This window comes from Streptomyces sp. NBC_00224, from assembly GCF_041435195.1.
Classification (GTDB): domain Bacteria; phylum Actinomycetota; class Actinomycetes; order Streptomycetales; family Streptomycetaceae; genus Streptomyces.
Genome location: NZ_CP108106.1, coordinates 7,619,726 through 7,641,810 on the forward strand (window position 1 = coordinate 7,619,726; position 22,085 = coordinate 7,641,810).

26 protein-coding genes and 1 pseudogene are annotated in these 22,085 nt (G+C 69.2%); 12 read left to right on the forward strand and 15 right to left on the reverse strand.

Annotated elements, in window-relative coordinates:
- Nucleotides 1–14: 14 nt before the first annotated feature.
- The 4 genes from OG965_RS34050 to OG965_RS34065 all read right to left on the reverse strand — a co-directional run bounded on the left by OG965_RS34050 (nt 15) and on the right by OG965_RS34065 (nt 3,610).
- Nucleotides 15–1,688 carry an RNase A-like domain-containing protein gene (locus OG965_RS34050; protein WP_371655898.1) on the reverse strand — a complete coding sequence of 558 codons (1,674 nt, stop codon included), beginning with the start codon at nt 1,686–1,688 and terminating at the stop codon, nt 15–17.
- 5 nt (nt 1,689–1,693) lie between these two features.
- Complete coding sequence (locus tag OG965_RS34055) at nt 1,694–1,999, reverse strand: WXG100 family type VII secretion target (protein WP_371655899.1); 306 nt, start codon at nt 1,997–1,999, stop codon at nt 1,694–1,696.
- Between the two features lie 57 nt (nt 2,000–2,056).
- Nucleotides 2,057–2,425, reverse strand: a complete 369-nt coding sequence (locus OG965_RS34060) for a WXG100 family type VII secretion target (RefSeq protein ID WP_371655900.1) — start codon at nt 2,423–2,425, stop codon at nt 2,057–2,059.
- A 150-nt stretch (nt 2,426–2,575) separates the two neighbouring features.
- Complete coding sequence (locus tag OG965_RS34065; protein ID WP_371655901.1) at nt 2,576–3,610, reverse strand: PucR family transcriptional regulator; 1,035 nt, start codon at nt 3,608–3,610, stop codon at nt 2,576–2,578.
- A gap of 134 nt (nt 3,611–3,744) precedes the next feature.
- Here OG965_RS34065 and OG965_RS34070 point away from each other — a divergent pair, with 134 nt between their 5' ends.
- Nucleotides 3,745–4,677 (forward strand): alpha/beta hydrolase, encoded by a 933-nt coding sequence (locus OG965_RS34070; RefSeq protein ID WP_371657138.1) that lies wholly within the window; start codon nt 3,745–3,747, stop codon nt 4,675–4,677.
- Nucleotides 4,678–4,780: 103 nt separating this feature from the next.
- On the opposite strand, the gene OG965_RS34075 is transcribed toward OG965_RS34070, so the two are convergent.
- Nucleotides 4,781–5,182 carry a VOC family protein gene (locus OG965_RS34075; protein ID WP_371655902.1) on the reverse strand — a complete coding sequence of 134 codons (402 nt, stop codon included), beginning with the start codon at nt 5,180–5,182 and terminating at the stop codon, nt 4,781–4,783.
- A gap of 215 nt (nt 5,183–5,397) precedes the next feature.
- Between OG965_RS34075 and OG965_RS34080 the strand changes: the two genes are divergently transcribed.
- The 3 genes from OG965_RS34080 (at nt 5,398) to OG965_RS34090 (ending at nt 7,638) form a co-directional block, all read left to right on the forward strand.
- Complete coding sequence (locus tag OG965_RS34080; RefSeq protein ID WP_371655903.1) at nt 5,398–6,081, forward strand: NADPH-dependent FMN reductase; 684 nt, start codon at nt 5,398–5,400, stop codon at nt 6,079–6,081.
- Nucleotides 6,082–6,416: 335 nt separating this feature from the next.
- Nucleotides 6,417–7,043 carry a hypothetical protein gene (locus OG965_RS34085; protein ID WP_371655904.1) on the forward strand — a complete coding sequence of 209 codons (627 nt, stop codon included), beginning with the start codon at nt 6,417–6,419 and terminating at the stop codon, nt 7,041–7,043.
- 190 nt (nt 7,044–7,233) lie between these two features.
- Nucleotides 7,234–7,638 carry a DUF1003 domain-containing protein gene (locus tag OG965_RS34090; RefSeq protein ID WP_371655905.1) on the forward strand — a complete coding sequence of 135 codons (405 nt, stop codon included), beginning with the start codon at nt 7,234–7,236 and terminating at the stop codon, nt 7,636–7,638.
- Here OG965_RS34090 and OG965_RS34095 read toward each other — a convergent pair.
- Entirely contained in the window at nt 7,612–7,935 is a 324-nt protein-coding gene (locus OG965_RS34095; RefSeq protein WP_371655906.1) for a DoxX family protein, read from the reverse strand. The two genes, OG965_RS34090 and OG965_RS34095, sit on opposite strands and share 27 nt — an antisense overlap.
- 66 nt (nt 7,936–8,001) lie before the next feature.
- The gene (locus OG965_RS34100) at nt 8,002–8,475 is read right to left on the reverse strand and encodes a carboxymuconolactone decarboxylase family protein (RefSeq protein WP_371655907.1); all 474 of its coding nucleotides are present in this window, start codon (nt 8,473–8,475) and stop codon (nt 8,002–8,004) included.
- A gap of 230 nt (nt 8,476–8,705) precedes the next feature.
- Between OG965_RS34100 and sigJ the strand changes: the two genes are divergently transcribed.
- Nucleotides 8,706–9,638 carry an RNA polymerase sigma factor SigJ gene (gene sigJ / locus OG965_RS34105; protein WP_371655908.1) on the forward strand — a complete coding sequence of 311 codons (933 nt, stop codon included), beginning with the start codon at nt 8,706–8,708 and terminating at the stop codon, nt 9,636–9,638.
- Nucleotides 9,639–9,888: 250 nt separating this feature from the next.
- On the opposite strand, the gene OG965_RS34110 is transcribed toward sigJ, so the two are convergent.
- Together OG965_RS34110 and OG965_RS34115 are read right to left on the reverse strand one after the other, a co-directional pair.
- Entirely contained in the window at nt 9,889–10,791 is a 903-nt protein-coding gene (locus tag OG965_RS34110) for a CAP domain-containing protein (protein ID WP_371655909.1), read from the reverse strand.
- 208 nt (nt 10,792–10,999) lie between these two features.
- Nucleotides 11,000–12,097: a PepSY-associated TM helix domain-containing protein gene (locus tag OG965_RS34115; RefSeq protein ID WP_371655910.1), complete on the reverse strand. Its 1,098-nt coding sequence runs from the start codon at nt 12,095–12,097 to the stop codon at nt 11,000–11,002.
- A gap of 52 nt (nt 12,098–12,149) precedes the next feature.
- Here OG965_RS34115 and OG965_RS34120 point away from each other — a divergent pair, with 52 nt between their 5' ends.
- Nucleotides 12,150–12,386 (forward strand): hypothetical protein, encoded by a 237-nt coding sequence (locus tag OG965_RS34120; RefSeq protein WP_371655911.1) that lies wholly within the window; start codon nt 12,150–12,152, stop codon nt 12,384–12,386.
- Between the two features lie 52 nt (nt 12,387–12,438).
- Here the strand turns inward: OG965_RS34120 and OG965_RS34125 are convergent, their stop codons facing one another.
- Entirely contained in the window at nt 12,439–13,284 is an 846-nt protein-coding gene (locus OG965_RS34125) for a YwqG family protein (RefSeq protein WP_371655912.1), read from the reverse strand.
- A 228-nt stretch (nt 13,285–13,512) separates the two neighbouring features.
- Nucleotides 13,513–14,652, reverse strand: coding sequence for an alkene reductase (locus tag OG965_RS34130; RefSeq protein ID WP_371655913.1), 1,140 nt, complete (start codon nt 14,650–14,652; stop codon nt 13,513–13,515).
- A gap of 65 nt (nt 14,653–14,717) precedes the next feature.
- On the opposite strand from OG965_RS34130, the pseudogene OG965_RS34135 reads away from it, so the two are divergent.
- Nucleotides 14,718–14,864 (forward strand): annotated as a pseudogene (locus tag OG965_RS34135) (MerR family DNA-binding transcriptional regulator); the annotation flags it as partial.
- An 88-nt stretch (nt 14,865–14,952) separates the two neighbouring features.
- Here the strand turns inward: OG965_RS34135 and OG965_RS34140 are convergent.
- Complete coding sequence (locus OG965_RS34140; protein ID WP_371655914.1) at nt 14,953–15,747, reverse strand: MBL fold metallo-hydrolase; 795 nt, start codon at nt 15,745–15,747, stop codon at nt 14,953–14,955.
- 85 nt (nt 15,748–15,832) lie between these two features.
- On the opposite strand from OG965_RS34140, the gene OG965_RS34145 reads away from it, so the two are divergent.
- Both OG965_RS34145 and OG965_RS34150 read left to right on the forward strand, forming a co-directional pair.
- Nucleotides 15,833–16,432 (forward strand): ABATE domain-containing protein, encoded by a 600-nt coding sequence (locus OG965_RS34145; protein WP_371655915.1) that lies wholly within the window; start codon nt 15,833–15,835, stop codon nt 16,430–16,432.
- 186 nt (nt 16,433–16,618) lie between these two features.
- Nucleotides 16,619–17,359, forward strand: coding sequence for an SDR family NAD(P)-dependent oxidoreductase (locus tag OG965_RS34150; protein ID WP_371655916.1), 741 nt, complete (start codon nt 16,619–16,621; stop codon nt 17,357–17,359).
- Between the two features lie 115 nt (nt 17,360–17,474).
- On the opposite strand, the gene OG965_RS34155 is transcribed toward OG965_RS34150, so the two are convergent.
- On the reverse strand, nt 17,475–18,128 hold the full coding sequence (locus OG965_RS34155) for a dihydrofolate reductase family protein (RefSeq protein ID WP_371655917.1): 654 nt from the start codon (nt 18,126–18,128) through the stop codon (nt 17,475–17,477).
- Nucleotides 18,129–18,518: 390 nt separating this feature from the next.
- Between OG965_RS34155 and OG965_RS34160 the strand changes: the two genes are divergently transcribed.
- The gene (locus OG965_RS34160; RefSeq protein WP_371657139.1) at nt 18,519–18,875 is read left to right on the forward strand and encodes an SDR family NAD(P)-dependent oxidoreductase; all 357 of its coding nucleotides are present in this window, start codon (nt 18,519–18,521) and stop codon (nt 18,873–18,875) included.
- 251 nt (nt 18,876–19,126) lie between these two features.
- Here the strand turns inward: OG965_RS34160 and OG965_RS34165 are convergent, their stop codons facing one another.
- Together OG965_RS34165 and OG965_RS34170 are read right to left on the reverse strand one after the other, a co-directional pair.
- Entirely contained in the window at nt 19,127–19,558 is a 432-nt protein-coding gene (locus tag OG965_RS34165; RefSeq protein WP_371655918.1) for an ankyrin repeat domain-containing protein, read from the reverse strand.
- Nucleotides 19,559–19,819: 261 nt separating this feature from the next.
- A complete protein-coding gene (locus OG965_RS34170; protein WP_371655919.1) occupies nt 19,820–20,122 on the reverse strand; it encodes a putative quinol monooxygenase in 303 nt (100 codons plus the stop codon).
- A gap of 509 nt (nt 20,123–20,631) precedes the next feature.
- Between OG965_RS34170 and OG965_RS34175 the strand changes: the two genes are divergently transcribed.
- Both OG965_RS34175 and OG965_RS34180 read left to right on the forward strand, forming a co-directional pair.
- Nucleotides 20,632–21,099, forward strand: a complete 468-nt coding sequence (locus tag OG965_RS34175; RefSeq protein WP_371655920.1) for a hypothetical protein — start codon at nt 20,632–20,634, stop codon at nt 21,097–21,099.
- Between the two features lie 261 nt (nt 21,100–21,360).
- On the forward strand, nt 21,361–22,080 hold the full coding sequence (locus tag OG965_RS34180) for an ABC transporter permease (RefSeq protein ID WP_371655921.1): 720 nt from the start codon (nt 21,361–21,363) through the stop codon (nt 22,078–22,080).
- Nucleotides 22,081–22,085 lie beyond the last annotated feature (5 nt).

The window sequence follows — 22,085 nt, forward strand, 5'->3', positions numbered from 1 at the left end:
TGCACGGCTCATGCTCACGGCGGGGGCTGGCGGTCGGACGGCATGGCGGTGAGGACGACGTACGGGGGGTGCCCGCCGGGGACCGGCCGTATGACCACGATCACGTTCATCGAGGCGTGCGGCGCCGGGTCGCCCTGTACCCAGGTCGTTCCGGTCGGCTGGGGGAAGACCAGTCCCAGTTCCCGCTTGGACGGCGGTGAGGGATTGTTGGCCAGGTAGTTCTGGAGCCTCTGCTGGTTGGCGGGGTCGTCGAGCACCGCCTGGGTCAGACGCTGGGCCGTGGCGAGGTCCGCGAACGTCGACGCCTTGGCGGGGGAGTTCGGGTTGGAGCCGGGGGCGTCGCGCAGCCGCTGTCCCAGCTGCTCGTCGGTCAGCCCGACGTGCCGGTCGATGACGTGGGCGCCGCTGAGGCCTTCCTGGTTGGCGAGGTCCACCGGGAAGGTGTGGTTGCTCTCGTCGTCACCGGCGACGGTGTAGAGCGGGTCGCCCTTGAATTCGGTGAGCGCGCGGGCCCCGAACGCCTCGGCGCGCGCCTCTTCCTTACGGAACTCCGGCGCGCTCAGATAGGCCTCGTCGAGCGCCGCCATGAGCTTGTTCAGCTCGGGTATCTGCCGGGTGACGCGGTTGTTGTAGGCCTCGACGACCTCGTTCATCGCGTGCTCGTCGATTTCCAGGACGATGCCGACGGACAGTTCCTGCAGCGACTTGGCCGTGCTCTTGACGAGATCCTTCAACGCCTTGAACGGGTTGTGGGAGCTGATGTGCGGCAACGCCTTGAGCACGGCCTTGCGGTAGAGCTCGTGGAGGTCGTGGCGTACGTCCTCGGCGGCCTGGGCATAGGCCTCCAGCGCCTGGCCCATCACACCGCAGGTGTCGTTGATCACGGCCAGGATGGGATGGGACATACCGGTGTTGTTGGCCTGGTCGTGGGACCAGACGTAGCCGTCGCGGTAGGTGCCCCAGGCGGTGGTGCCCCAGACCGAGCTGCAGAACTGGCGCATGGCGGTGTACCAGCCGGTGTTCGTCTGGTCGGTGATCCCGGAGAGCACGTTGATCAGGTTGCCGTCGGCGGTGCCGGCCGCCATGCCCGGGAGGGCCCACGCCTGGGAGACGTCGCGCAGCCGCTGATGGTTGGGCAGCGGAAGAATGGTGGCGGCCTTCCCGAACCGGCAGGCGTGCTCCAGGACGGGGCGCAGTACGGCGAGGAAGACGGCCTCGACGTGGTGCAGGGCGCTGTCGATGAACTCCTGCGCGTCGTCGTGGGAGCCCCACTTGAGGCCGGGCACCTGACGGTACTGCGGCGGTCTGTCGATGATCGGCGGCAGTTGGTGATGGGGGAGCGACGCGTTGCCCGACGGGCCGGTGGGCTGGGTGGCCATGTCGGCGGCGGCATAGTTGTTGGCCGTGGTGGTGAACCCGACGGCCACGCCGCCGATGCTGACGACGGACTTGGCCCACACCTCAAGGAGTCGGTTGGCGACTTTGGTGTAGGCCTCCGCGAACTGCTGGGCGGCTGTGCCGAAGCCGCCGCAGTCGGGGTGTTTCTCCAGTTCGTCGATGAAGTGGTCGGCGGCTTTGTGGAAGAGGTCCTGCTGGACGGCGATGTCGTCCGAGGCACGGTAGAGCTGGCTGGGGGTGACGTCGAAGCCGCCGCTGGGTGTGGCCGCGGTGGCTACGGTGGCGGGCACGGCCATCAGGCGGCGCCCCAGCCCCGCAGGACGGCCAGATGGGCCGCCGCGTAGTTGGCGTGTCCGGTGGTCACGACTTCGTGGAGCCAGGCCTGCCGGGCCTGGAGGTCCTGCATGTCGCGGTCCCAGCGGTCGAGTTCGGCGACGAAGGCGTCGCGGGCCTCACCGTCCCAGGTGAGCACGACCTTCTCGGTACGGGTGTACAACGTGCCCAGCTTCTCGTTGAGTTGCTTGAGGATGTCCTCCAGCTCACCGGCGAGCTCGCGCAGGGCGCTGAATCGTACGGCTATGTGGTCGTCCGGGACGGACATGAGGGTGGGCCCTCCCTGGGTGTCTGGACGGTGGGGGCGCGCGCGGGGTAGCGGCTGTCACAGGTCGCTGATGCCGCTGTGCGGGCCGGGGGTTGGGGCGGGGGCCTGGAGGGCGTCGGCTTCGCGGGCGACGTCGATGTGGTCCTGGATCTGCCGCATCTGCGCGAGGACGGCGAGATCCTGCTCACTGAACCCGTCCCGGCCGAGCCGGACGGCTTCTTCGATGACGGCGAGGATCGCCCGTATCCGCACGGCGTCCTTGGCCGCACCGCGGTGCAGGTCGCGGTAGGCGGCCGAGGCGGGACTGCGCCACCCGGCCTCGATGCGGTCGACGATGCCGTCCATGCGGCGCACCTGTTTGTCGAGGTGGCTCTGCATGTCATGGAGGTCACCGGCGAGCGTGGCCAGCCCGTCTTCCTCCGGCACACCGAGATCCGGCTTACCTCGCACCGCGCCCACCCCCCGTAGACAGTTGCGGCCGGACTCTACAACGGGGGTATGGGGAACGGGAGTTGTGATTGCGCCAGATGTGGTGGGGGAGGGGTGGTGCGGGTTACGGGGCTGAGGCGGGTGCGGCTACTCGTCGAGTAGCTGCCATGCGGTGAGGGCGAGCCTTGCCCGTATCAGTCCGGTGGGCTCGGTGAGTTCGAGGCCCAGGGTCCTTCCGATCTGTTCGAGTCGGCGGGAGACGCTGCTGTGGTGCAGATGGAGACGGTCGGCGGCCCGGCGGAGCGAGCCGGTGGCGCAGTAGGCGTCGAGAGTCTCCAGATCGTCTGGGTTGGCGGCGATTCGGGCGACCGCGGCCACGTCGGCGTTGTCCCGCGCGGCGTCCTGGGGTACTTGGGCGAGCAGGGCCAACGCCCCCAGGCCGTCGTAGTGGACGACCGGCTGGCGTGGGGTGGTGAAGCGGAGGGCGGTGCGGGCTTCGCGCCAGGACCGGTCGGGGGTTGCGGCGGCGCCGATGCCCGCGCGTACGCCTGCGGGGAAGCGGGTCGGGTCCAGGGTGGTGGCCAGGACGACGCCCACGTCGCCGATCGGTGCGGCCTTCACCGGGCGGTCCGGGCAGAGCAGGCCGGCGACCTGGTCGAGCGGAAGCCGCGACCGTACGGCGGCGACGTGGACCGGCAGTTCGGCGGCGAAGCCCAGGAGCCGTAGCGCACGGGCTCTGGACGCCTCGTCGCTGTCGGTGCTGACCACCAGCTCGACGAGCGCGGGGTCGGCCATGGTGGTGCGGGCCGGACCGTACCTCTCGACGACCGCCGCGGCGGCGATGGCGAGCCGGTCGAGCAGTACTTCGTCGAGCGAGCCGGGAGGGCCGGGGCGCTCCAGCCACACCGCGCCGATCTCCTCCTCGTCGAGTGTGATCGGCACTTTGGTGGACGCGGGCCGCGGCGGAGTGGTCGCCTCTCTGCCGTCGGGCGAGAGCCGCATGGGCCGCCCGGCACTGTGGAGCCGAATTCCGGCCACGCACTCGGCGAGGCCTGCGGAGGCCCGTGCGAGCGCCGGGAGGTCCACCCGTCGGCGCATGAGGGTGTCGTAGAACATGACGACGCGGATCGCGCCTTCGACGTGCGAGTCCAGTTGCGACAGCCGTATGGCCAGTGCCTCCATGACAGGAGGATAGGTGCTGGCAGGCAGGCCGGTGGGTGGGCGCCGATCGGTGCGTGATCGGGGCGAGTTGCCCGACGTATGGCGGATGACCTTGGTGGGTGGCGGCGGCGAGGATGGCCGACATGGACATGAACATGGACCCCGAACTCGAAGCATTCATCCCGCTGTTCCCCCGGGCCGACCTGAGCGACCCGGTCACCGAGCGCAAGAACTTCGCGGAGTTGGCCGCCGCGATCCCGGCGCCGGACCTCGCACACATGGAGGTCGAGGACCGAACGGTGCCTGCGGAGGTGTCAGGCGTGTCAGGTGCGTCGGATGCGTCGGATGCGTCAGACGTTGCGGTACGGATATACCGGCCGCATCGAGCGCAGGGCGCGATCATCTGGTTGCACGGCGGCGGATTCGTCATGGGCGACCTGGAGACCGAGCACCCGTGGGCCGCGCGGCTCGCGGACGGCTCCGGCGCGGTGGTGATCTCGGTGGGCTACCGTCTGTCCCCCGAGCACCGGTTCCCGGCGGCCCTGGACGATGCGTACGCGGTGCTGACCTGGGCGGCGGGGTACGCAGCCGACCTCGGCATCGACGCGGCGCGCATCGCGGTGGGAGGTCACAGCGCCGGTGCGGCGATCGCCGCGGCGGTGGCGTTGCGGGCGCGGGACGAGCAGGGGCCGCGCATCTGCTTCCAGCTGCTGAACCAGCCCGGGCTTGACGACCGCCAAGAGACGTGGTCTGCACGGCAGTTCACCGAAACTCCCTGGATGAACCGGAGCAAAATCACCGCGGCGTGGCGGCACTACCTGGGTTCCACCCCGGCTTCGCCGTACGCGGCCCCGGCGCGGGCCACCGACCTGTCCGGTCTGCCGCCCGCGTATCTCGCCACCGCCGAATTCTGCCCGAACCGCGACGAAGGCATCGGCTACGCGTTGCGCCTGCTGCAGGCGGGTGTGCCGGTCGAACTGCATCAGTGGGCGGGCACGTTCCACGGGTCGCAGGCGATTCTGTCGGCTGAGGTTTCGCAGCGGCAGATGTCGGAGCTGGGTGCGACGCTGAGGCGGGCGTTGGTTTGAGTGAGGGCGGGTGGGGGCCGCGGTCGCGACAGACGAGTCCGACCGCCCCTCTTGCGGCAACCCATCGGATGGGGGGCTTCACCCGCTGGTGCGATTGGCCTGATCAGGCGACCAGTTCACTGATTTCGAACAGGTGTCCGTCCGGATCGCGGAAGAACGCCCGGATCTCGTAACCGCGATCCACCGGCGGAGCGAGGAAATCCGCCCCCCGGGCCCGGAGGGTTTCATACGCGCTGCGGCAATCACGTACCCGAAAGATCAGTTCGGCGCTGACCCGGTCGGGGTCCGTGGGCGGCGCCATGGTCACGGTGGGCTTGTCCTCGGTCGGGTCGCCACCCGGGACCAGGAGCATCCAGCCACCCAGCATGCTCAGCACGCACGCGGACTCGTATTCGCGGTCGACGTGCGCCCCCAGTACCTCCTCGTACCACTTGCGTGAAGCTGCGACGTCGGAGACGACGAGCAGCCGGGTCATTTCCATGTCCTCGGTCGGGAAAGCACTCACAGGGGATGGCACCTCCTCGGGACGGATCCCCGCCGCTCGGGGGTGGCCCTCTCTCCCATCGTCGGGTTTCGTGCCCGTCGCGCCACCGGAGTCGGCCGCATGCGCTCGCCGAGTCGCCGTCGGTGCGGGGGAGAGCCAGGATGGGCGGGCGACCCGTGAGCCACCGTCATCCGTCGTCGTCCGTTCGATATTTCGATATGGGGAGGTCCGATTCCATGGCCGCAGGCACAGGGGACGAGATGGGGGACGAGCCAGGACACGGGCCCGTACGCGTGCTCGTCTTCGGGGCCTCGCTGCGCGCCGATTCCCTGAACGGGCGCCTCGCCTCACTCGTCGCCCGGCTGGTGGAACGTACAGGCGCGGCAGTCGAACTCGCCCATATGCGGGACTTCACCATGCCGGTCTACGACGGCGACGTCGAGGCGACCGAGGGGCTGCCGCCGGGCGCGCTGGCTCTGCGTGAGCGCATCGAGGCGTGCGACGCGTTCGTGATCTCCGCTCCCGAGTACAACGCGTCGGTGTCCGGAGTGCTGAAGAACGCCGTCGACTGGGTCTCGCGTGTCCGCCCCCAACCGTTCAAGGACAAGCACGCGCTACTCGTCTCGGCCTCGCCCTCCATGGTCGGAGGCAACCGCGGACTCTGGGCGCTGCGGGTCCCGCTCGAACACCTCGGCACCCGTGTCTATCCGGACATGTTCAGCCTCGCCAAGGCACACGAGGGCTTCACTGATAGCGGCGACCTCTCCGACTCCGCCCTCCAGGAGCGCCTGGCGGACGCGGCGGCCTCGTTCGTACGGCTGGTGGAGGCCGACACCCGTTACGTATGTCTGCAACGTCGCTGGTACGAGTTCCTGGGGGACCGTACGGACGCGCCGGTCACCCAGCGCGCCCAGGACTGATCGTTTTCCGTGTTGCTGTGGCTGCCACCGGGAAGATCAGCTCGCCCTCGCCGTCTTGGGCTGCCTCCGGGGTGAACTCACGCGAGGCTGAGATACGTCGTGACGGCTGGATCCCCCCGGTAGGCGCGGGGATCACCGGCACGATCAACTCCCGCCTGAGACCACCCCTGCATGCGTGGGGACCGCGGCGGTGCATAAACAGGCCAATGTTTAGCTAATTTAGCTATTTCGAGACATTTGATCATCGTTTGTCACGTGATGCGAAAAATTCCCGCTTAGGGTAGGTGCTGTCAGTCGGAGAATTTCTTCGGCTGTACAACCGAAAGGCGTACCTCATGCGCTTCACGCGCAATATCGCCATCCCCCGAAGCCTTCTCGTCGCCGTGTTCGCTGTAGCCGGCCTCGCCGCTACCCCGGTCCTCGCTTCCGCAACGGCACAGACCAACGCGGGCGTCGCCCGCACCCACACCGGCCTCGGCGCACTGGGGTTCCCCGGTGTCAATGGAGCCAATGGGGTGGGGAGCAACGGTGGGATCGGTGGCCTGGGCGGCACCGGTGGCGCGGCCGGCGCCAACGGCAACGGTGGCAATGGTGGCGCCGGCGGCAACGCCAACGGCATCTTGAGCGTCGGCGGCGCCGGTGGTGCGGGAGGCGCCGGCGGGGCCAACGGCAACGGCGGCACTGGCGGGTTCGGTGGCGCCGCCACATTCAATGGCACCGGCGGCAAGGGCGGCGTGGGCGGCGTAGGCGACGCGGGGACCGGTATCCCCGGCGGCGCGGCCGGCAACGGTGGCGCCGCCACGGCGGGAGGCGGCCACAAGGGCGGTACGGGCGGCGCCGGCGGCGCTGCCAGCCCCGTGTGCCCGGGCAAGCCGGGTGGCAACGGCACCGCTGCCACGTTCAGTGCGGACGGCACCACAGGCGCCACCGGCGCTGCCGGTCGCACCACCCTCCCCTGCTGAGCGTCGCACAACCAGTGAAAGGCCGGTTCTCCCGCCCCTTCAGGGGGTCGGGAGAACCGGCCTTTCGCCTGGGTGCCGAGGGGGTGTCGGCGAGGGCGGCAGGAAGCCGCCGGTTCCTTGGAGTGTCTGGCACCATGCAGCGACATCGCAGTGTGGGACAGGGTCGACCCAAGGAAGCAGGAAGCCGAAGATGAGCGATCCCGGCGGTACGAGTCAGCACCATCCGGTCGTCGTCGCGCACCGAACCCACCGCGCCGGCAGCGCCCAGTTGCGCATCGCCGATGCGATCACCAAGTTCGCCGGCTCCATGACGTTCGTCTATCTTCATGCGGTCGGTTTCGGGCTCTGGATGCTGTTCGTGGAGTCCAACCCATGGCCCATGCTGACCCTCGTCGTATCCCTTGAGGCGATCTTCCTTTCGACGTTCGTCATGATCGGCCAGAACCGGCAGGCGGAGTTTCAGCAGGCGAAAGCCGATCACGACTTCGTCGAGCAGGAACTGGAGCTCAAGACGAACACCGAGCTGACCCGGGCCATCCACACGATGACCGCGGAACTCCACCGTCGGCTACTGACCACCCCCGAGAAGCAGTAGCGCCGCCACAGCCCCACTTCCCGTCCCCTGTGTGGGCACCCGGCCCCCTCGCACCGCTGGTGTCGGCGGTACGAGAACCGGCGCGATGTCGAGCGCGGCGGGCAGGATCAGGCCCGCCGCAGCGAGGACTTCGAGGGTTCCGATGGTCTTCACGCCGCCGCCGCTGAAGTCTTCGACCCATCTCGCGCTGGGCCCGCTGGCGGCTGTCTTCTCCTTCGGTGTGATCACCTTGAAGCCACCGCCGACCAGGTAGGCAACGGCGAGCAGCCCGGTAACGATCCACAGGGCGACGTTCATGGGGTTTGTCCTTGCGGGGTTGGGGGGCGGTTGGGTGGGCGGCGTGGCGATCGGGTGGTTGGTTGGTTATCCGTGCTGGCCGGGCTGGTAGTTGCCGGCGGGCTGCTGGACGGTGACGTTCAAGCGGTTGAATGCGTTGATGACGGCGATCTGGGTCACCAGGGCGGCGAGCTGGTCCTCGTCGTAGTGCTTGGCGGCGTTCGCCCAGATGTCGTCGGGGACGCCACCGGATGCGTCGGCGATGCGGGTGGCCTGTTCGGTGAGCTCCAGGGCGGCGCGTTCGGCATCGGTGAAGACTGTGGCCTCGCGCCAGGCCGCGACCAGGTGGAGGCGTACCGGGGTCTCCCCGGCGGCGGTCGCGTCCTTGGTGTGCATGTCGACGCATCCGGCACAGCCGTTGATCTGACTGGCGCGGAGCATCACCAGCTCACGCGTCGCGGCCGGCAGGGTCGAGTCTCCGAGCGCCTTGCCCGCCGCGATGATGTGCTTCCACGCCTTGGCGGCGGCCGGGTTGGCGAAGACGTTCAACCGAGCATTCATGATGCATTCCTTTGCCGTCGTTTGCTGTTGCCCTCTAAGACAGGGCACTCCGGCTGGCTGTGACGGCGGCGAATGTGACGTGCATCTCCCCGCTGCGGCGCCGATGACGTGCTGATGGCCGGGCCGGGCTCCTCGGGTACCCTTCTCGACGCCCTGTGGATCTTGGAACGGGCAGGCGGGGCGGCGAGCTCGACCGAGCGCCGCAGTACGCGAGTTGGGGGAGGGTTTACGTGCCGGGGTCAACAGGTGAGACGGACGCGTCGGGCTACCGGCCGCTGATGTTCTCCATCGCCTACGGGATGACCGGGTCGGTGGGCGACGCCGAGGACATCGTGCAGGACGCGTTCCTCGGCCTGACCCGGGCGTACCGGGCAGGTACGGCGATCGCCGCTCCGAAGGCATACCTGACCACGGCGGTGACACGGCTGGGGATCAACTACCTGAGTTCGGCGCGGGTACGGCGTGAGACCTATGTGGGGAACTGGCTGCCCGAGCCGGTCGTCGTGACCACCGATCGGCCGGGGCCGGCCGAGCACGCCGTGCTGGCCGACTCGTTGTCGATGGCGTTTCTCGTGCTGCTGGAGGCCCTCTCCCCGGTGGAGCGGGCGGTGTTCGTGCTGCGTGAGGTGTTCGGGTACGGCTACCCGGATGTGGCGAGGACCACCGGCAAGTCCGAGGCGAACTGTCGGCAGATCTTCGCCCGGGCCAGGAAGCGCATCGCCGCCGGATGGCAGGAGGCCGACAGTGCGCCGCCCCGGGCGCGGCGGGCGGAGGGCGAGGAGCTGGCCCGTAAGTTCTTCGAGGCCGCCGAGGGTGGCGACATGGACGCGCTGCTCGGGATGCTCGCGCCTGACGTGGTGTTCTACGGGGACGGCGGCGGCAAGGCGCGGGCGACCAGGAACCCGGTGACCGAGCCGCGGCGCGTCGGACAGTTGCTCGTCGGCGGGCTCCGCCGGACCCGGTTGCTCGGCGCCGCCCTCCGGCCGGCCTGGGTCAACGGTCGGCCGGGCGCCGTGACGTACGACGCCGAAGGGCGCGTGGTCAGCGTGGTCGAGGTCGACATCGTCGGCGGCGTGATCCACGCGATCCACTCCGTGTCCAACCCCGACAAGCTCGGCCATCTCGGGTCGGTGTCCGACATGGCGCGACTGCCGGTGGAGTAGTCCACCCCGGGCAGCGACAACCCGTAGCCGTGATCCGGTGGTTGGTGCCCCTCGCGTTCCTCGAAAGGGGCGTTCCAGTACGCGGTTGCCCAACGACAGCCCCGGTCAACGAACCGGGAGTCCTGTCGGCCGGCAGGCTCCGCATGCCGGGAGCGGGCTGTCGCCCGGCGCACGCCGCGGCGCCGGGCACCGCGGCGTGCGTGCTCACCGGCGGCGTGTGCCGCCGCTGGCGGTGGTTGACGGCTCTGGGTCAGCCGACGAAGTCCTGCGCCCACCAGTAGTTGCCGTTGGCGTCGACTGTGACGCCGACGCCGGTGTACTTGTAGGCGTCGCCCAGCATGATCTGCTCGTGCAGCGGTTCCCTGATCCACGCGTCGACGACCGAGGCGGCGTCCTTCCACATGCCGGGCGCGCCGGCCGCGTTCTCGGCGGTAGCGCCGATCGGGCGCGGGTAGCCGTACCTTCGGAGCGCGTCCGACATCCCCGCGTAGGTCCAATGGCCCTGCTGACCGCGCCGGGCTTCCTCGTTCGCCTCGTCCTGTGCGGTACGGGCCACGGCGTCGTCGTACTGGAGTGCCGCCTTGCCGTGCTGTACGCGGTAGTTGTTGACGAGGTCGAACACCTGCCGCTGCACTGTGGCGGGCGGATTCTGGCCCTGGTCGCCGCCCCACTTCCACATCTGGGAGGCCGTGAAGTTGCAGGCGTAGATCTGCACCGGGGTGCTGTCGGCAGTGTTCCCGCCGGAGACGTCCAGGCACTTGTTGGACTGCGGGTTGATGAGGGCGTCGCCTTGGTAGCGGACCCACTTCTGCGCTCCGCTGCCGTTGCAGTCCCACAGTTGCACGGGAGTGCGGTCGGCGGTGCCGCTGGACGCGACGTCCAGGCACTTGCCGAACGCGGTCACCGTCGCACCGACCTCGCCGGGCTGCTCGGTGTAGGTCCATCTCTGGGACGTGGTTCCGTTGCAGCCGTAGATCTGCACGGCGGTGCCGTTGCCCGTGTTCCCGCCGCGTACGTCGAGGCACTTGCCCCCGAGCCCGACAACCGGGCCGGTGAGCTGCGCTGCCTGCGCCGTTGCCGGAACGGCGGCGATGCCCATCGCGGCGACGGCCAGCGTCCCCCATATGTGCGACTTCTTGAGTGCCAGTATCATGGCAGTCAGTCCTTGCCCTCGTATCCGCGGCCCGGGTGTGCCACCAGGGCCGTTCATGTCGTTGAGGACGGTATGGACGGGCTCTCAATATCGAATAAACGCCTTCTGGCAAACGTCTTCTGGGCGCGAGCGGGCCTTCAAGGTCGATGCCCGAAAGGGGTATCAAGCCCTGCACGGCCGCCGCCGCGCCGCCGTCGACGGGCGCCGCTCAAGTCCGTGTAGCGCGGCCGCACCCCTTGTCCGTCCGCTGCTCCAGCGGCGCGCTGCGGTCGTACGGATCGATCGCGGGGCCATCACCCGCCCCGGTGTCCTGTCCCGAGCCGAACACCGGAGTGAGGTAGCCGTTCGGTGCGCCGCAACCGCCGTTGGTCATGTGGAGTTTGTACGAGACGAGGGAGAACGTTCCCGGCTCGGTGATCACCTTCGCGGGGTTGTCCCAGCTCACCACGACTTCGCGGCGCACGATCGTACGCTCGACGTCGTCGCTGCCCGCGGCCGCGCGCGCGACCGGGTATACGTACGTGATGTCGGTGGACACCTGCAGCGCGCCGCGCTCACCTTGCTGATACGTCATCCGGCCCCGCGTCTTCACCACGTCCCCGACGAGACGTGTACGCGTCTTGTCGAACCGGCTGAACAGCAGCAGCGGGTCGTTCTCCTTGCTGGGTGTGCGGAACGCGGTCGACAGGTAATCCTGGACGTCCTTCTGGTGCGGATTGATCCGGGCGATCGCCTTGGTGGGGTGATCGCCGCGCAGCACCGCCGGATCGAGGCTGGTGGCGGCGAGGAAGTCCCGGGTGCTGCCGAGGGCCTGTGCCACCTCCGCCGTACTCATCCACCCGGTCGCTTTGGCCTCGGGAACCGTGATCCCGGCGGCGTTGTCGGCCCAGCGTGCTGCGGGCGATCCCCTGAACGGTTGGTCGAGGGTGGGCCGCTCCGCCGGTGGAGTGGGCGGCGCCTGGTCGGGGCGTCCCGACTCGGCGGCAAGCGGGGTGTCGGGCTGCGCGTCATCGCCGAACAATCCGACGACCCGCCCCGGCATCAAGGCCACGACCAGCAGAGCGAGCGACGCCAGGAAGCCGACGACGTACCACCCCTGCCTCTTCCGCCTCGGCCGGGCAGGCGAGTGGCTGCGCCACGCCTGCGGCGACTCGGGTTCCTCGCGCAACCGCCGCGCCACCACGCGGGCCCGCGCGGACGGCTCCTTGGGCGCGTCCGCCACGCCGTCTGCGGACTCCCGCAGGAACCGTTCCCACTCCTCGTCAGGCACCGACGAACCGCTGCTCTGCTCCCCAACCCCGCTCACGCCAAATCCCCCTGCATCAACTGCCGCCCAGGCCCTCCCCAGCGGCCCGCCAATGGTCGCACAGCAGGTTTCTAACCTGGTTTCTGACCTGGTATCCGAGCAGGGGCGGCCGCAGCGCGGCATCATCACCGATCGACATCACCGCCCGTCACCACCGACCGACGCCATCGGCCCGCTGGTAGCGGCGCTGGTCAGCATGGTCAGTGTCGAGGACGCCATCGCCACTTTCCGGACTGAAGTACGTGTACGCCCTCAGTACGTGTACGCCCTCGGCAACCTCACGAGCTGACCGAGAGCGAGGAGGCGGCGCTCAGCGTGAACCCGGCTACGGTCCCGATGGTTCAGCAGCACTGCATGGTGAACATCGCCCGGTCGAAGCGGCGTTCGGCGAGGTCCTGGGGGCGGATGAGCCAGTACAGGGCTCCGCAGTCGCCCCACATCATGTCGGCGTCGTCGTCCGTGTCGAACTGCGCCAGCAGGACCCAGTGTTGGGCCTCTTCGTCGACGCGGGGGTCGTCCCAGCGCACGTCCGCACCGAGGACGCCGTGGGCGATCTCCTGCTCGACCGGGTTCTGCACCGGATCCGCATGGCCGCCTATCCGATGGCCGGGGCCCGAGGAATGGTCGTACAGCGCGTCGGTGAACTCTTCAGGCCACCCGTCGTCAAGAGCGTCCTTCGGCAACGCCGCCCGCATGGTGGGGTGCCACACATCCGGCGCCGTAGGCTCCACCCGAACTGCCAGAGGCACCTCGGGATACGCCTCAAGGCCTACGGGGACAGCACGCTCGGCCACCGGCACTCCCGCAGGCACGTACACCACCCGCGCCCCGGCCCACGTGTCGGGTTCATCCGCGGCCACATACGCCGCGCCGTCATCGATCTGCCCGTCGAAGTAGAAGAACAACAAACTGCCGTCGGCCGGCAGCGCAATGTCCAGGGCGCCGACGGGCACCGCGGTGCAGTCGACCGAGGCCACGAACGACAACGGCCCATGCCCCTGCCAGACCGGCCAGGTCTCGCCCTGCGGCAACGCGGGCCGCCCACCCAGCCGACCGGCCACCGTTTCACTCTCGACAGCCTTCACCAGGTGCGCGCCGGGGCGCAGCAGAGCAAGCCAGCTCTCGGCCAGGTCGGCGGGCAGGTGGGTGCGGGCGATGTCGTGCAGCGAAGTCATGCCGCTGATCATGCACGACACCACTGACAGCCTCCGCCCGGCCACCAACCACCGCGTACCGGCGGAGGCTCGTGTCCGCCACGGCCGCCACGGCCGCTGCGGCGAGTGGTCGTACCGGGCGGCGACCATGACGCGAAGTGCAGTGCTGAATCAGCCCACTTGGTGTTCCGTGGGCAGGGGGCGGTCGGAAACTCACGACGGGTGACCCGGGTGCTGTAGGCGGCCCCTGGCTCGCGATGGTCACGTTCCGATGAGTTCGGGCGTCTCGGCTCGCCGCTCGACGGTGGCCAGCACCGGATAGTCGGTGTACCCGGTCTCACCGCCCGTATACATCAGGCCCTTGTCTCGAACCGGGTTGAGCGGTGCGCCGATGCGCAGTCGTTCGGTCAGGTCGGGGTTGGCGAGGAACGAGCGGCCGAGTGAGATCAGGTCGGCTCCCGCGGCGAGCAGCCGCTCGCCCTCGTGCTTTCCGCCGTCAGCCGGCAACGGCTTCCCCCACCCGAGGACCGGGTTGGCGATCAGCGTGCCCGGCCAGGCCTTCCGGATCTCCTGGAAGAGGGGTTGGTCCGGATCCGCGAAGACGACGTGCAGGTAGGCAAGGTTGGCATCGGCCAGGGCAGCGATGAGCGCCGGGTAGATGTCCTCGGTGTCGCCCTCCTCTATGCCGTTGACGGTGAGTCCGGGTGCGATCCGTACGCCTACCCGTTCCGGGCCGATCGCGTCGGCGACGGCTTTGACCACCTCGACCGTGAACCGGATGCGGCCGGCCACCGATCCGCCGTAGGCGTCGGTACGGTGGTTGGTCCCCTGCGCCAGGAACTGGTGCAGCAGGTAGCCGTTGGCGCCGTGCACTTCCACTCCGGCGAAGCCCGCGTCGATGGCGTTGCGGGCGGCGGCCGCGAAGTCGGCCACGGTGGAGTGGATCTCGTCGATGGTCATCTCACGCGGTACGACGGCGGGCTGGTGCCCGCTGGGGGTGAAGATCGTGTCCGGGAGAGGGATGGGCGAGGGCGCAACCGGCGTCAGCCCGCTGTTGTCGGGGTGGCCGACCCGACCACCGTGCTGCAACTGCAGGAACATCCGGCCGCCCGCAGCGCGCACGGCGTCGGTGACACCTCGCCATCCGGCCACGTGTGCCACGTTGTGGATCGCGGTGATGTTGGGATAGGTCTGTCCCACGGCGTTCGGTGTGGAGGCCTCGGCGATGATCAGCCCCGCGGTGGCACGCTGGGCGTAGTAGGTGGCCATGATCGGTTGCGGGACACCGTCGGCCCCGGCGCGGTTGCGGGTCATCGGCGCCATCACCAGGCGGTTGGGCAGGTGCAGGGCGCCGAGGCGGGCGGGTTCGAAGAGGCGGGAGTCAACTGCTGTGTTCGTCATGCCGGTACGGTAGAACTTGACATCAATGTCAGGTTCAAGTCCTGAATCGGCATGCGAGGTGGGGCATGCGGATCGGTGAACTGGCTCGGCGCGGTGGGGTGAGCGAGCGTTCGCTGGGCTGTTACGAGACGCAGGGACTGTTGAGGGCCGAGCGTACTCCGGGTGGCCAGCGGCACTGCGGCGAGTGGGCGGTCGACCGGGTCATCCGCATCAATCACCCCTGCCGTATCGGTCGGCGTCTGGTCTGCCCGACCGCCCGACCGCCTGACTGCCCGACTGCCCGACTGTTCGGCTGTGCGGTCAGCCCCGGTCACCCAGGTCCAGGCGGTCGAGCAGTCCGGCGTTGGTGAAGGCGGCGATGAGTTCGTCACGGCCCTCGGTGAAGTGCGCCCAGCTGTCGTAGTGGACGGGAACCACTCGGCGGGCACCGAGGATCTTGGCGGCGTCGGCGGCTTGCGCGCTGTCGAGGACGATCAGCCCGCCGTCGAAGAGATCGGGGAAGCGGGGAGCCCCGGCGAACAGGATGGCGGTGTCCACCGGGCCGAACCGATCGGCGATCTCCTTGACCAGGTCGAGTGAGGCGTTGTCGCCGCTGACGTAGACCGTGGGCAGGCCTTCCCCGGTCAGGACGAATCCGACGACCTGGCCGGTGATCGGTTCGACGTCGTCGCGGGCGCCGGGTCCGTGGAGGGCCGGCACGCCCGTGACGGTGATCGTGCCGCCGTCGGGGCGGTCCAGCACGATCGACTCCCAGTCGGTCAGCCCCTTGGCCCCTGCCCCCAGGCGCTGCCCGCCCCCGGGCGTGGTCAGGGTCAGCGGGACGTCGGCGAGCAGTGCCCGGCCGGATTCGTCGAGGTTGTCGGGGTGTTCGTCGTGGGAGAGCAGCACTACGTCGATACGGCCGAGGTCGGCTGGTACGGCGGACGCGGGTGCTGTCTTGGTCAGCTGGCCGCCGGGTACGTGGTAGTCGCGGGGTGCGTCGAAGGTGGGGTCGGTCAGGAAGCGCAGGCCGCCGTATTCGAAGAGGGCGGTCGGGCCACCGAAGACACGGATGGGTATCTGCTCACTGGTCGTGCTGGTGCTGGTGCTGGTCATCAAAACCTCACGGATAGAAAGCGGTTCATCCGTGAAGTACGGTAGCGGTCTCTCACGGATGAAGGCAAGCCGTACCATGACAGTTATGAGCGAGACCCCGACCGCCGGACCCGTGCCACCGCCCGCGCCAGGGGCGGAGGACTACCTCGCCCTCGACTTCGTCAACAGCGCCATCGCGCTGCCCGGAGGGCACTTCATCGATTTCCTCGGCACCCCCGCGGCCGCGAATCGGTGGCTCCACGAACACGGCCTCGCGCCGGCCGACGCCGGAGTGCAGGAGATGTGCGCTACACAACTGCGCTCCCTGCGCGAACACATCAGGGCACTGTTCGCCGCCCGCGTCGCCGGCCTGCCCGTCCTGCCCGCGGCACTGTCCGCCGTCAACGACGCGCTGAGCAGGGCTCCCGTAGCCGCCCTGCTGTACTGGGACGAGAAGAACGGCCCCTACCGCGCGGCACCGTGCCCCACCAACGAGATCCTCGACCGCGCTCTCGCGACCCTCGCGGCCAACGCTGCCGACCTCCTCACCGGCCCCGACGCCGACCGCCTCACCGGTTGCGGTTCCACCCCCTGCAACCGCTACCTGCTGCGCCACGGCCGCCGCCACTGGTGCTCCACCCGCTGCGGCGACCGCGCCCGCGCGGCCCGCGCCTACGCCCGGCGCGCCCAGCAGAAGACAGACTGACGAACTCCGGGCAGTCCGAGGAGAGTTGGTCGAATCCGACGCGTCTTCCGGCCGTCGCCGCCCCTGCGTCGGGCCAGCTCGCCGATCGGCATTTCCTCACCTCGCTTGACGACGACTTGAACCTGACATTGATGTCAACTCCTAGCATCCCGGCATCACGAGCACATCGTCCAAGGAGGAACAGCGATGAGTGACCTGACCGGCAAGGTGGCGTTGGTGACGGGCGGCAGCCGCGGAATCGGCGCGGCGATAGCAAGGCGGCTGGCTGAGGCGGGGGCGGAGGTTGCGCTGACCTACGTCCAGGCAGCGGACGAGGCACGTGCGGTCGCCAAGGAGATCGAGGCCAATGGCGGCAGGGCCACGGCCATTCAGGCCGACCTGACCCATCCGACGGCTGCGGCGGAGGCCGTGGAGCAGACGGTACGGGAGTTGGGCCGCATCGACATTCTCGTCAACAACGCGGGCTTCCTCACCTACGGCCCGCTGGACGAGGTGTCCGTTGGCGAACTGGACCGGGTGCTCGCCGTGGACGTGCGGTCGGTGTTCCTGGCCGCCCAGGCCGCGGCCCGGCACATGGGCGACGGCGGCCGGATCATCAGCATCGGGTCGTGCTTCAACGGGCGCGTTCCCGGCCCGAACTTCGTCCTCCAGGCCATGGCCAAATCCGCGCTCATCGGGCTGACCAGGGGACTCGCCCGGGAGCTGGGGCCGCGCGGGATCACCGCCACGATCGTGGATCCGGGCCCGATCGACACCGACATGAACCCGGCTGACGGTGAGACCGCCGATTTCCAGCGTTCTCTCACTGCCCTGGGGCGGTACGGCAATGCCGAGGACATCGCAGCCGCAGTGGCCTACCTGGCGGGCCCCGGCGGCCGCTACGTCACCGGCACCACCCTCGCCGTAGACGGCGGATACACCACCTGACAGCGAGCCGTACCCGTCCACTCTCGGCCGGGCCGGCCGAGAGTGGACGCTTTACTCCCTCTTTTCCATCACGGCCGTGGTCGGTCAGCGGATGCGCGAACCCGCGGGCCCCGCCTCACTTCCGCCAGAACAAGTGATGCATCACCCCACCCGGACTCGGCACCACCTCCAGATGGAAGCGGTCCCGCAACTCATCCGGTGACTCCCACAGCCGGATCCCCGCCCCCAACCGCACCTGCGGCGACACCGCCACATGCATCGTGTCGACCAAGCCCGCCTCCAGGAACTCCCGGATCGTCGTGACTCCGCCGCCCAGCCGTACGTCCTTGCCGTGCGCCGCCTCCCGCGCTTGGGCGAGCACCGTTGCCGGATCACCGTCCACGAAGTGGAACGTGGTGTCCGAGAGCGTGAACGATGGCCGTTTGTGGTGCGTCATCACGAACACCGGCGTGTGGAACGGCGGCTCGTCACCCCACCAGCCCTGCCACTCCTCGTCCTGCCACGGCCCCCGAAGCGGCCCGAACTTGTTCCGGCCCATGATCTCCGCACCGATGTTGTGCGCGAAGTCCCGCGTGAAGTAGTCGTCCAGGCCACGGCTGCCCCCGGGATCGGTACGCATCGGCCAGCTCGCCGTCGCACCCGCCCAGGTGAACAACTCGCCCGGATTGGGAAGGCCGAACGGGCTCTCCAGGCTCTGGTCCTCGGCGGCACCCGCGCCGATACCGTCGCTCGAAACGTTGAAGTTCTGCACCCTCAGTAGCTGAGTCATTTGTTCCCTCCTGCTGTTGACGACACCGGTGTGACTGCTCGGGCCGCGCAAACTCATCGGCGCGGCGGTCACCAGTCACAACGGGCGGGCACGGCGGCCAGGGCAGGCAGCGTGCTGCCATGCACTTCCTCGCCACGACTTGAACCTGACATCTGTGTCGACTCCTACGCTCCGGCATCGCAAGCCCGATCCGTACGCGCACGTACACGCACGACCAAGCTCGCACACGGAGGAGCACCAAAATGAGAGACCCGACCGACAGAGTCGCCCTCATCACCGGCACAGCCGCGGCATCGGCGCCGCGATAGCAAAGCGCCTGGCCCGCGCGGGCTTTGTGGTCGCGCTCACCTAATACAGGCACACGACCAAGCCCGCGCCGTCGCCAAGGACATCGAGGCCGACGGCGGCCGGGCCCTCGTCATCCACGCCGATCTCACCCAGCCGACCGCCGCCGCCAACTGCCGCCGCCGACGCCGTGGACCTGACGTACGCGAGCTCGGGCGCATCGACATCCTTGTCAACAACGCCGGCTTCCTCAACTGCGGCTCACTCCACGACGTGGCCGTCGACGAACTGGACCGAGTGCTTGCCGTCGACGTCCGGTCCGTGTTCCTCGCCGCGCAGGCCGCCGCCCGGCACATGAGCGACGGCGGGCGGATCATCAGCATCGGTCGTGCTTCAACGCATGCGTCCCCGGCTCGAACTTCGTCCTCCAGGCCATGGCCGAGACCGCGCTCGTTGTGCTGACCAAGGGACTGCCGGGGAGCTGCGGCCGCGCGGGATCGCCGCCACCAGCGTGGACCCGGGCCCGATCGACGCTGACATGAACCCGCCGCCGGGGAGACCGCCAACTTCCAGTGTTCTCTCACCGCCCTGGGCAGCTACGGCAACGCCGAGGACATCGCCGCCGCCGTGGCCTAGCTGGCGAGCCCCCGGCGGCCGCTACCTCACCGGACCGACCTCGCCGTGGACGGCGGATACACCGCCTGATGGTCCACTCACGCCCTGCCCCGTCGTAGCGTGCCCGCGCCCGTGAGGAGCTCGACGGTTTCCGGGTGAGGGCCATGGAGTGCCCACTGCAGTGGCGACCAACCCGTGCCGTCATCCTCCCGAAGGTTCGGATCCGCGCCGTACGCCAGCAATACGCGCACCGTCTCCGTATGCCCCCAGCACGCCGCCGCGCACAACGGCGTGCCCTCCGCCCCCACACCACTGCTCTCGATGTTGGGAGCAGCCCCGGCCGTCAGCAGCAGGCGGGCGATCTCCGCCTTCCCGTTCACCGCCGCCTCGTAGAGAGGCGTGGTGCCCTCCCTGGCCGGGCGTCCCGGGTCCGCCCCAGCCCTTAGAACCGCCCTGACACGGACCGCGTCACCCACCACAATCGCTGCGAGGAGACGATGGGAGAGCTTCCTCTGCTGCCGCCGGTTCATGACCGCCGAGGCTAGTGAGCGGGCGCGCGGTCGGGCCAGTCATTTCTGCTCCTCGGTGCCCTTGACCAGCAACGTCGCCGCCGACCATCGGGTCGCAGCCCCCGCCCGACGCCCCCTCAGGACCACCCCGCGATCCTCGACGGCCTCATCGCGGACACCGGCCTGCCCCTCTTCTCCAGCCACGCCCTGATCTCACGATTCGGGGCCAGGGGACCGGCCCGCAGCACGAGCTGTCGCTCCCGTCCCCGACATCGTCGCCGCTCAAGCCACCGGTTCGGCCTCCACCTCGATCGCCTGCGCTGGCCCCGCCCTGAACGCCGGGCTGGCGGCGTCGGCGGCAACCATGTGCACAGTGACATCGTGGGCCGCCAACGCATCCCGCGACGCCCAAAGCTCGACGAGAACGAACCGATCCGGATCGTCGACCACCCGGTGCAGGTCGTACTGCAAGCACCCCTGCTCAGCCCGCACGATCGGGGCGAGTCGCTCAAAGGCATCGACCTGCTCCTGGCCGCGGCCCGGAAGGGTGGTGATCAGTATGTGAAGTCGAACAGGCTGTGACATGCGTGCGAGCGTAGATCAACAGGCACGGCAGGAGAACCGGGGTCTCAGCAGGCAGATAGCAGCGGCACAACCCGCCCCATGCCCAGCTGACATCAACCCGGTCTGCTCAGCAGTGATAACAGCTCAAATGACGTTCCCGCCGGGGGCCTCCGCGCACTCGGCGGTTTCGCACGTGCCCCGCCATCACCACATCCCGGTACGCCCCCAGCGCCCTCGTGGCCGCCCGCGCCTTGGTGACGACCTCCACAGGAGCGACGAGTTCCACTCGTACTGGCGCGCGTACGCCGCATCGTCCTGGATCGCGGGCCTGGCCCGCTCAGCCCGTGCCTCCGGCGCGAGCGCGAGAGGACGGCTTGCCAGCGATATCGCGCAACCAGCGGGTTCGAGGGGAATCTGAAGAGTGCTCTCGCCGGAGCCCGCTGGAGGGGGGCTCTGGCCAGGGGGGCATGCGGGTTCGACGTCGGCGCGTGCGGCACGATGGGGCTTTCGAACGGTGGAGGGGCGTCGGAATGGGTTATGAACTGCAGGCAGTCATTGCCAAAGGTGAGGTGCTCCGTGGCGCCTCACGGGACTTGCCTGCCGCTCGGGTGGTCTCTCTCGGCCAGGGCCTGGCGCTGATGCCGATGACGGCCCAGCTCTTCGATGCTGCGACGGACGGCACCGAGGGCTCTTTGGGGTTCTGGCGGCTCCCGGGAGGGTTCGACAAGCGGCTTGCGGGCTGGTCAGCCGCCGGAGTGGTGGCCTACGTGGAAGCCGAGTACTTCGGCGGTGTCGGCGAGCAACGCGCTGCCGTCTGGGCTGAGGGGGCCGTCGTACTCGGACCGCTCCACGTACCGGAGGATCAGCCCTTCGGATCCGCCGGCAACCCGATCTCGCAGGCTCTCCGGAGGCTGGGGGTGGTGGCAGGTGCGGCCACGGACGAGTTCGCAGCCGTGGGGCTGCATCGCCATCGGCGCAGCGAGGACTGGATCGCTTAGGCTGCGGCATCCGGATTCCGGATTCCTGCAGCGATGGGCAGGATGCTCGATCCGCTCGCGGAATCTGCCCCTAACCGTGAGAACTCGATGGCCGGAGGGTGAGGATAGGGAAGGCCTCCCCGTGAACACCGCCGCCTCCCGACTTCCGCCTCCCCGGCCGCCGCACCCTCCCGTCGGCCGACCAAAAAGGGCCACAGGACATCCACCCCATCAGCCCATCCCCCCGCGCGCCCACCCCACCCCCCACCTTCCAATGAGAAGGTGACCGCCGGACAGCTCACCACGGCGCTGCCGCTCCCCGACGCCGCAGCCCCCCACGACTGCCTCGCGCGCAACGAATGGATCTGCGGTGAGTACCTCTCCACCCGCCGCCAGATCCTCTGGGACGCCGTCATCCAGCACCTCCAGCTGACCGCCGTCTCCGTCGTCATCGGGCTGGCGGTCGCCCTGCCGCTCGCCGTCGCCGCGCGGCGGTGGCGGTGGGCCGCCGGGCCCGTTCTCGGGGTCACCACGGTCCTCTACACCATCCCCTCCCTCGCCATGTTCTCGCTGCTCCTGCCCGTATACGGGCTCTCGGCGACGCTCGTCGTGGTGGGACTGGTGCTCTACTCGCTCACCCTCCTCGTACGGAACATCCTCGCCGGGCTACGAGCCGTACCCGACGAGACGCGGCAAGCCGCACGCGGCATGGGATACGGGCCCGTACGGCTGCTCCTCGCCGTCGAACTGCCCCTCGCCCTCCCCGCCGCCATGGCTGGGCTGCGCATCGCGACCGTCTCCGCCGTCTCCCTCGTCACCGTCGGCGCCATCGTCGGATACGGCGGCCTCGGCAACCTCATCTACTCCGGCATGAACACCTACTTCAAGGCCCAGGTCCTCACCGCGTCTGTCCTCTGCGTGCTCATCGCCATCGCCGCCGACCTCGTCCTCCTCCTCGCCCAGCGCCTGCTCACTCCCTGGACCCGGGCGGTACGGACATGACCTCG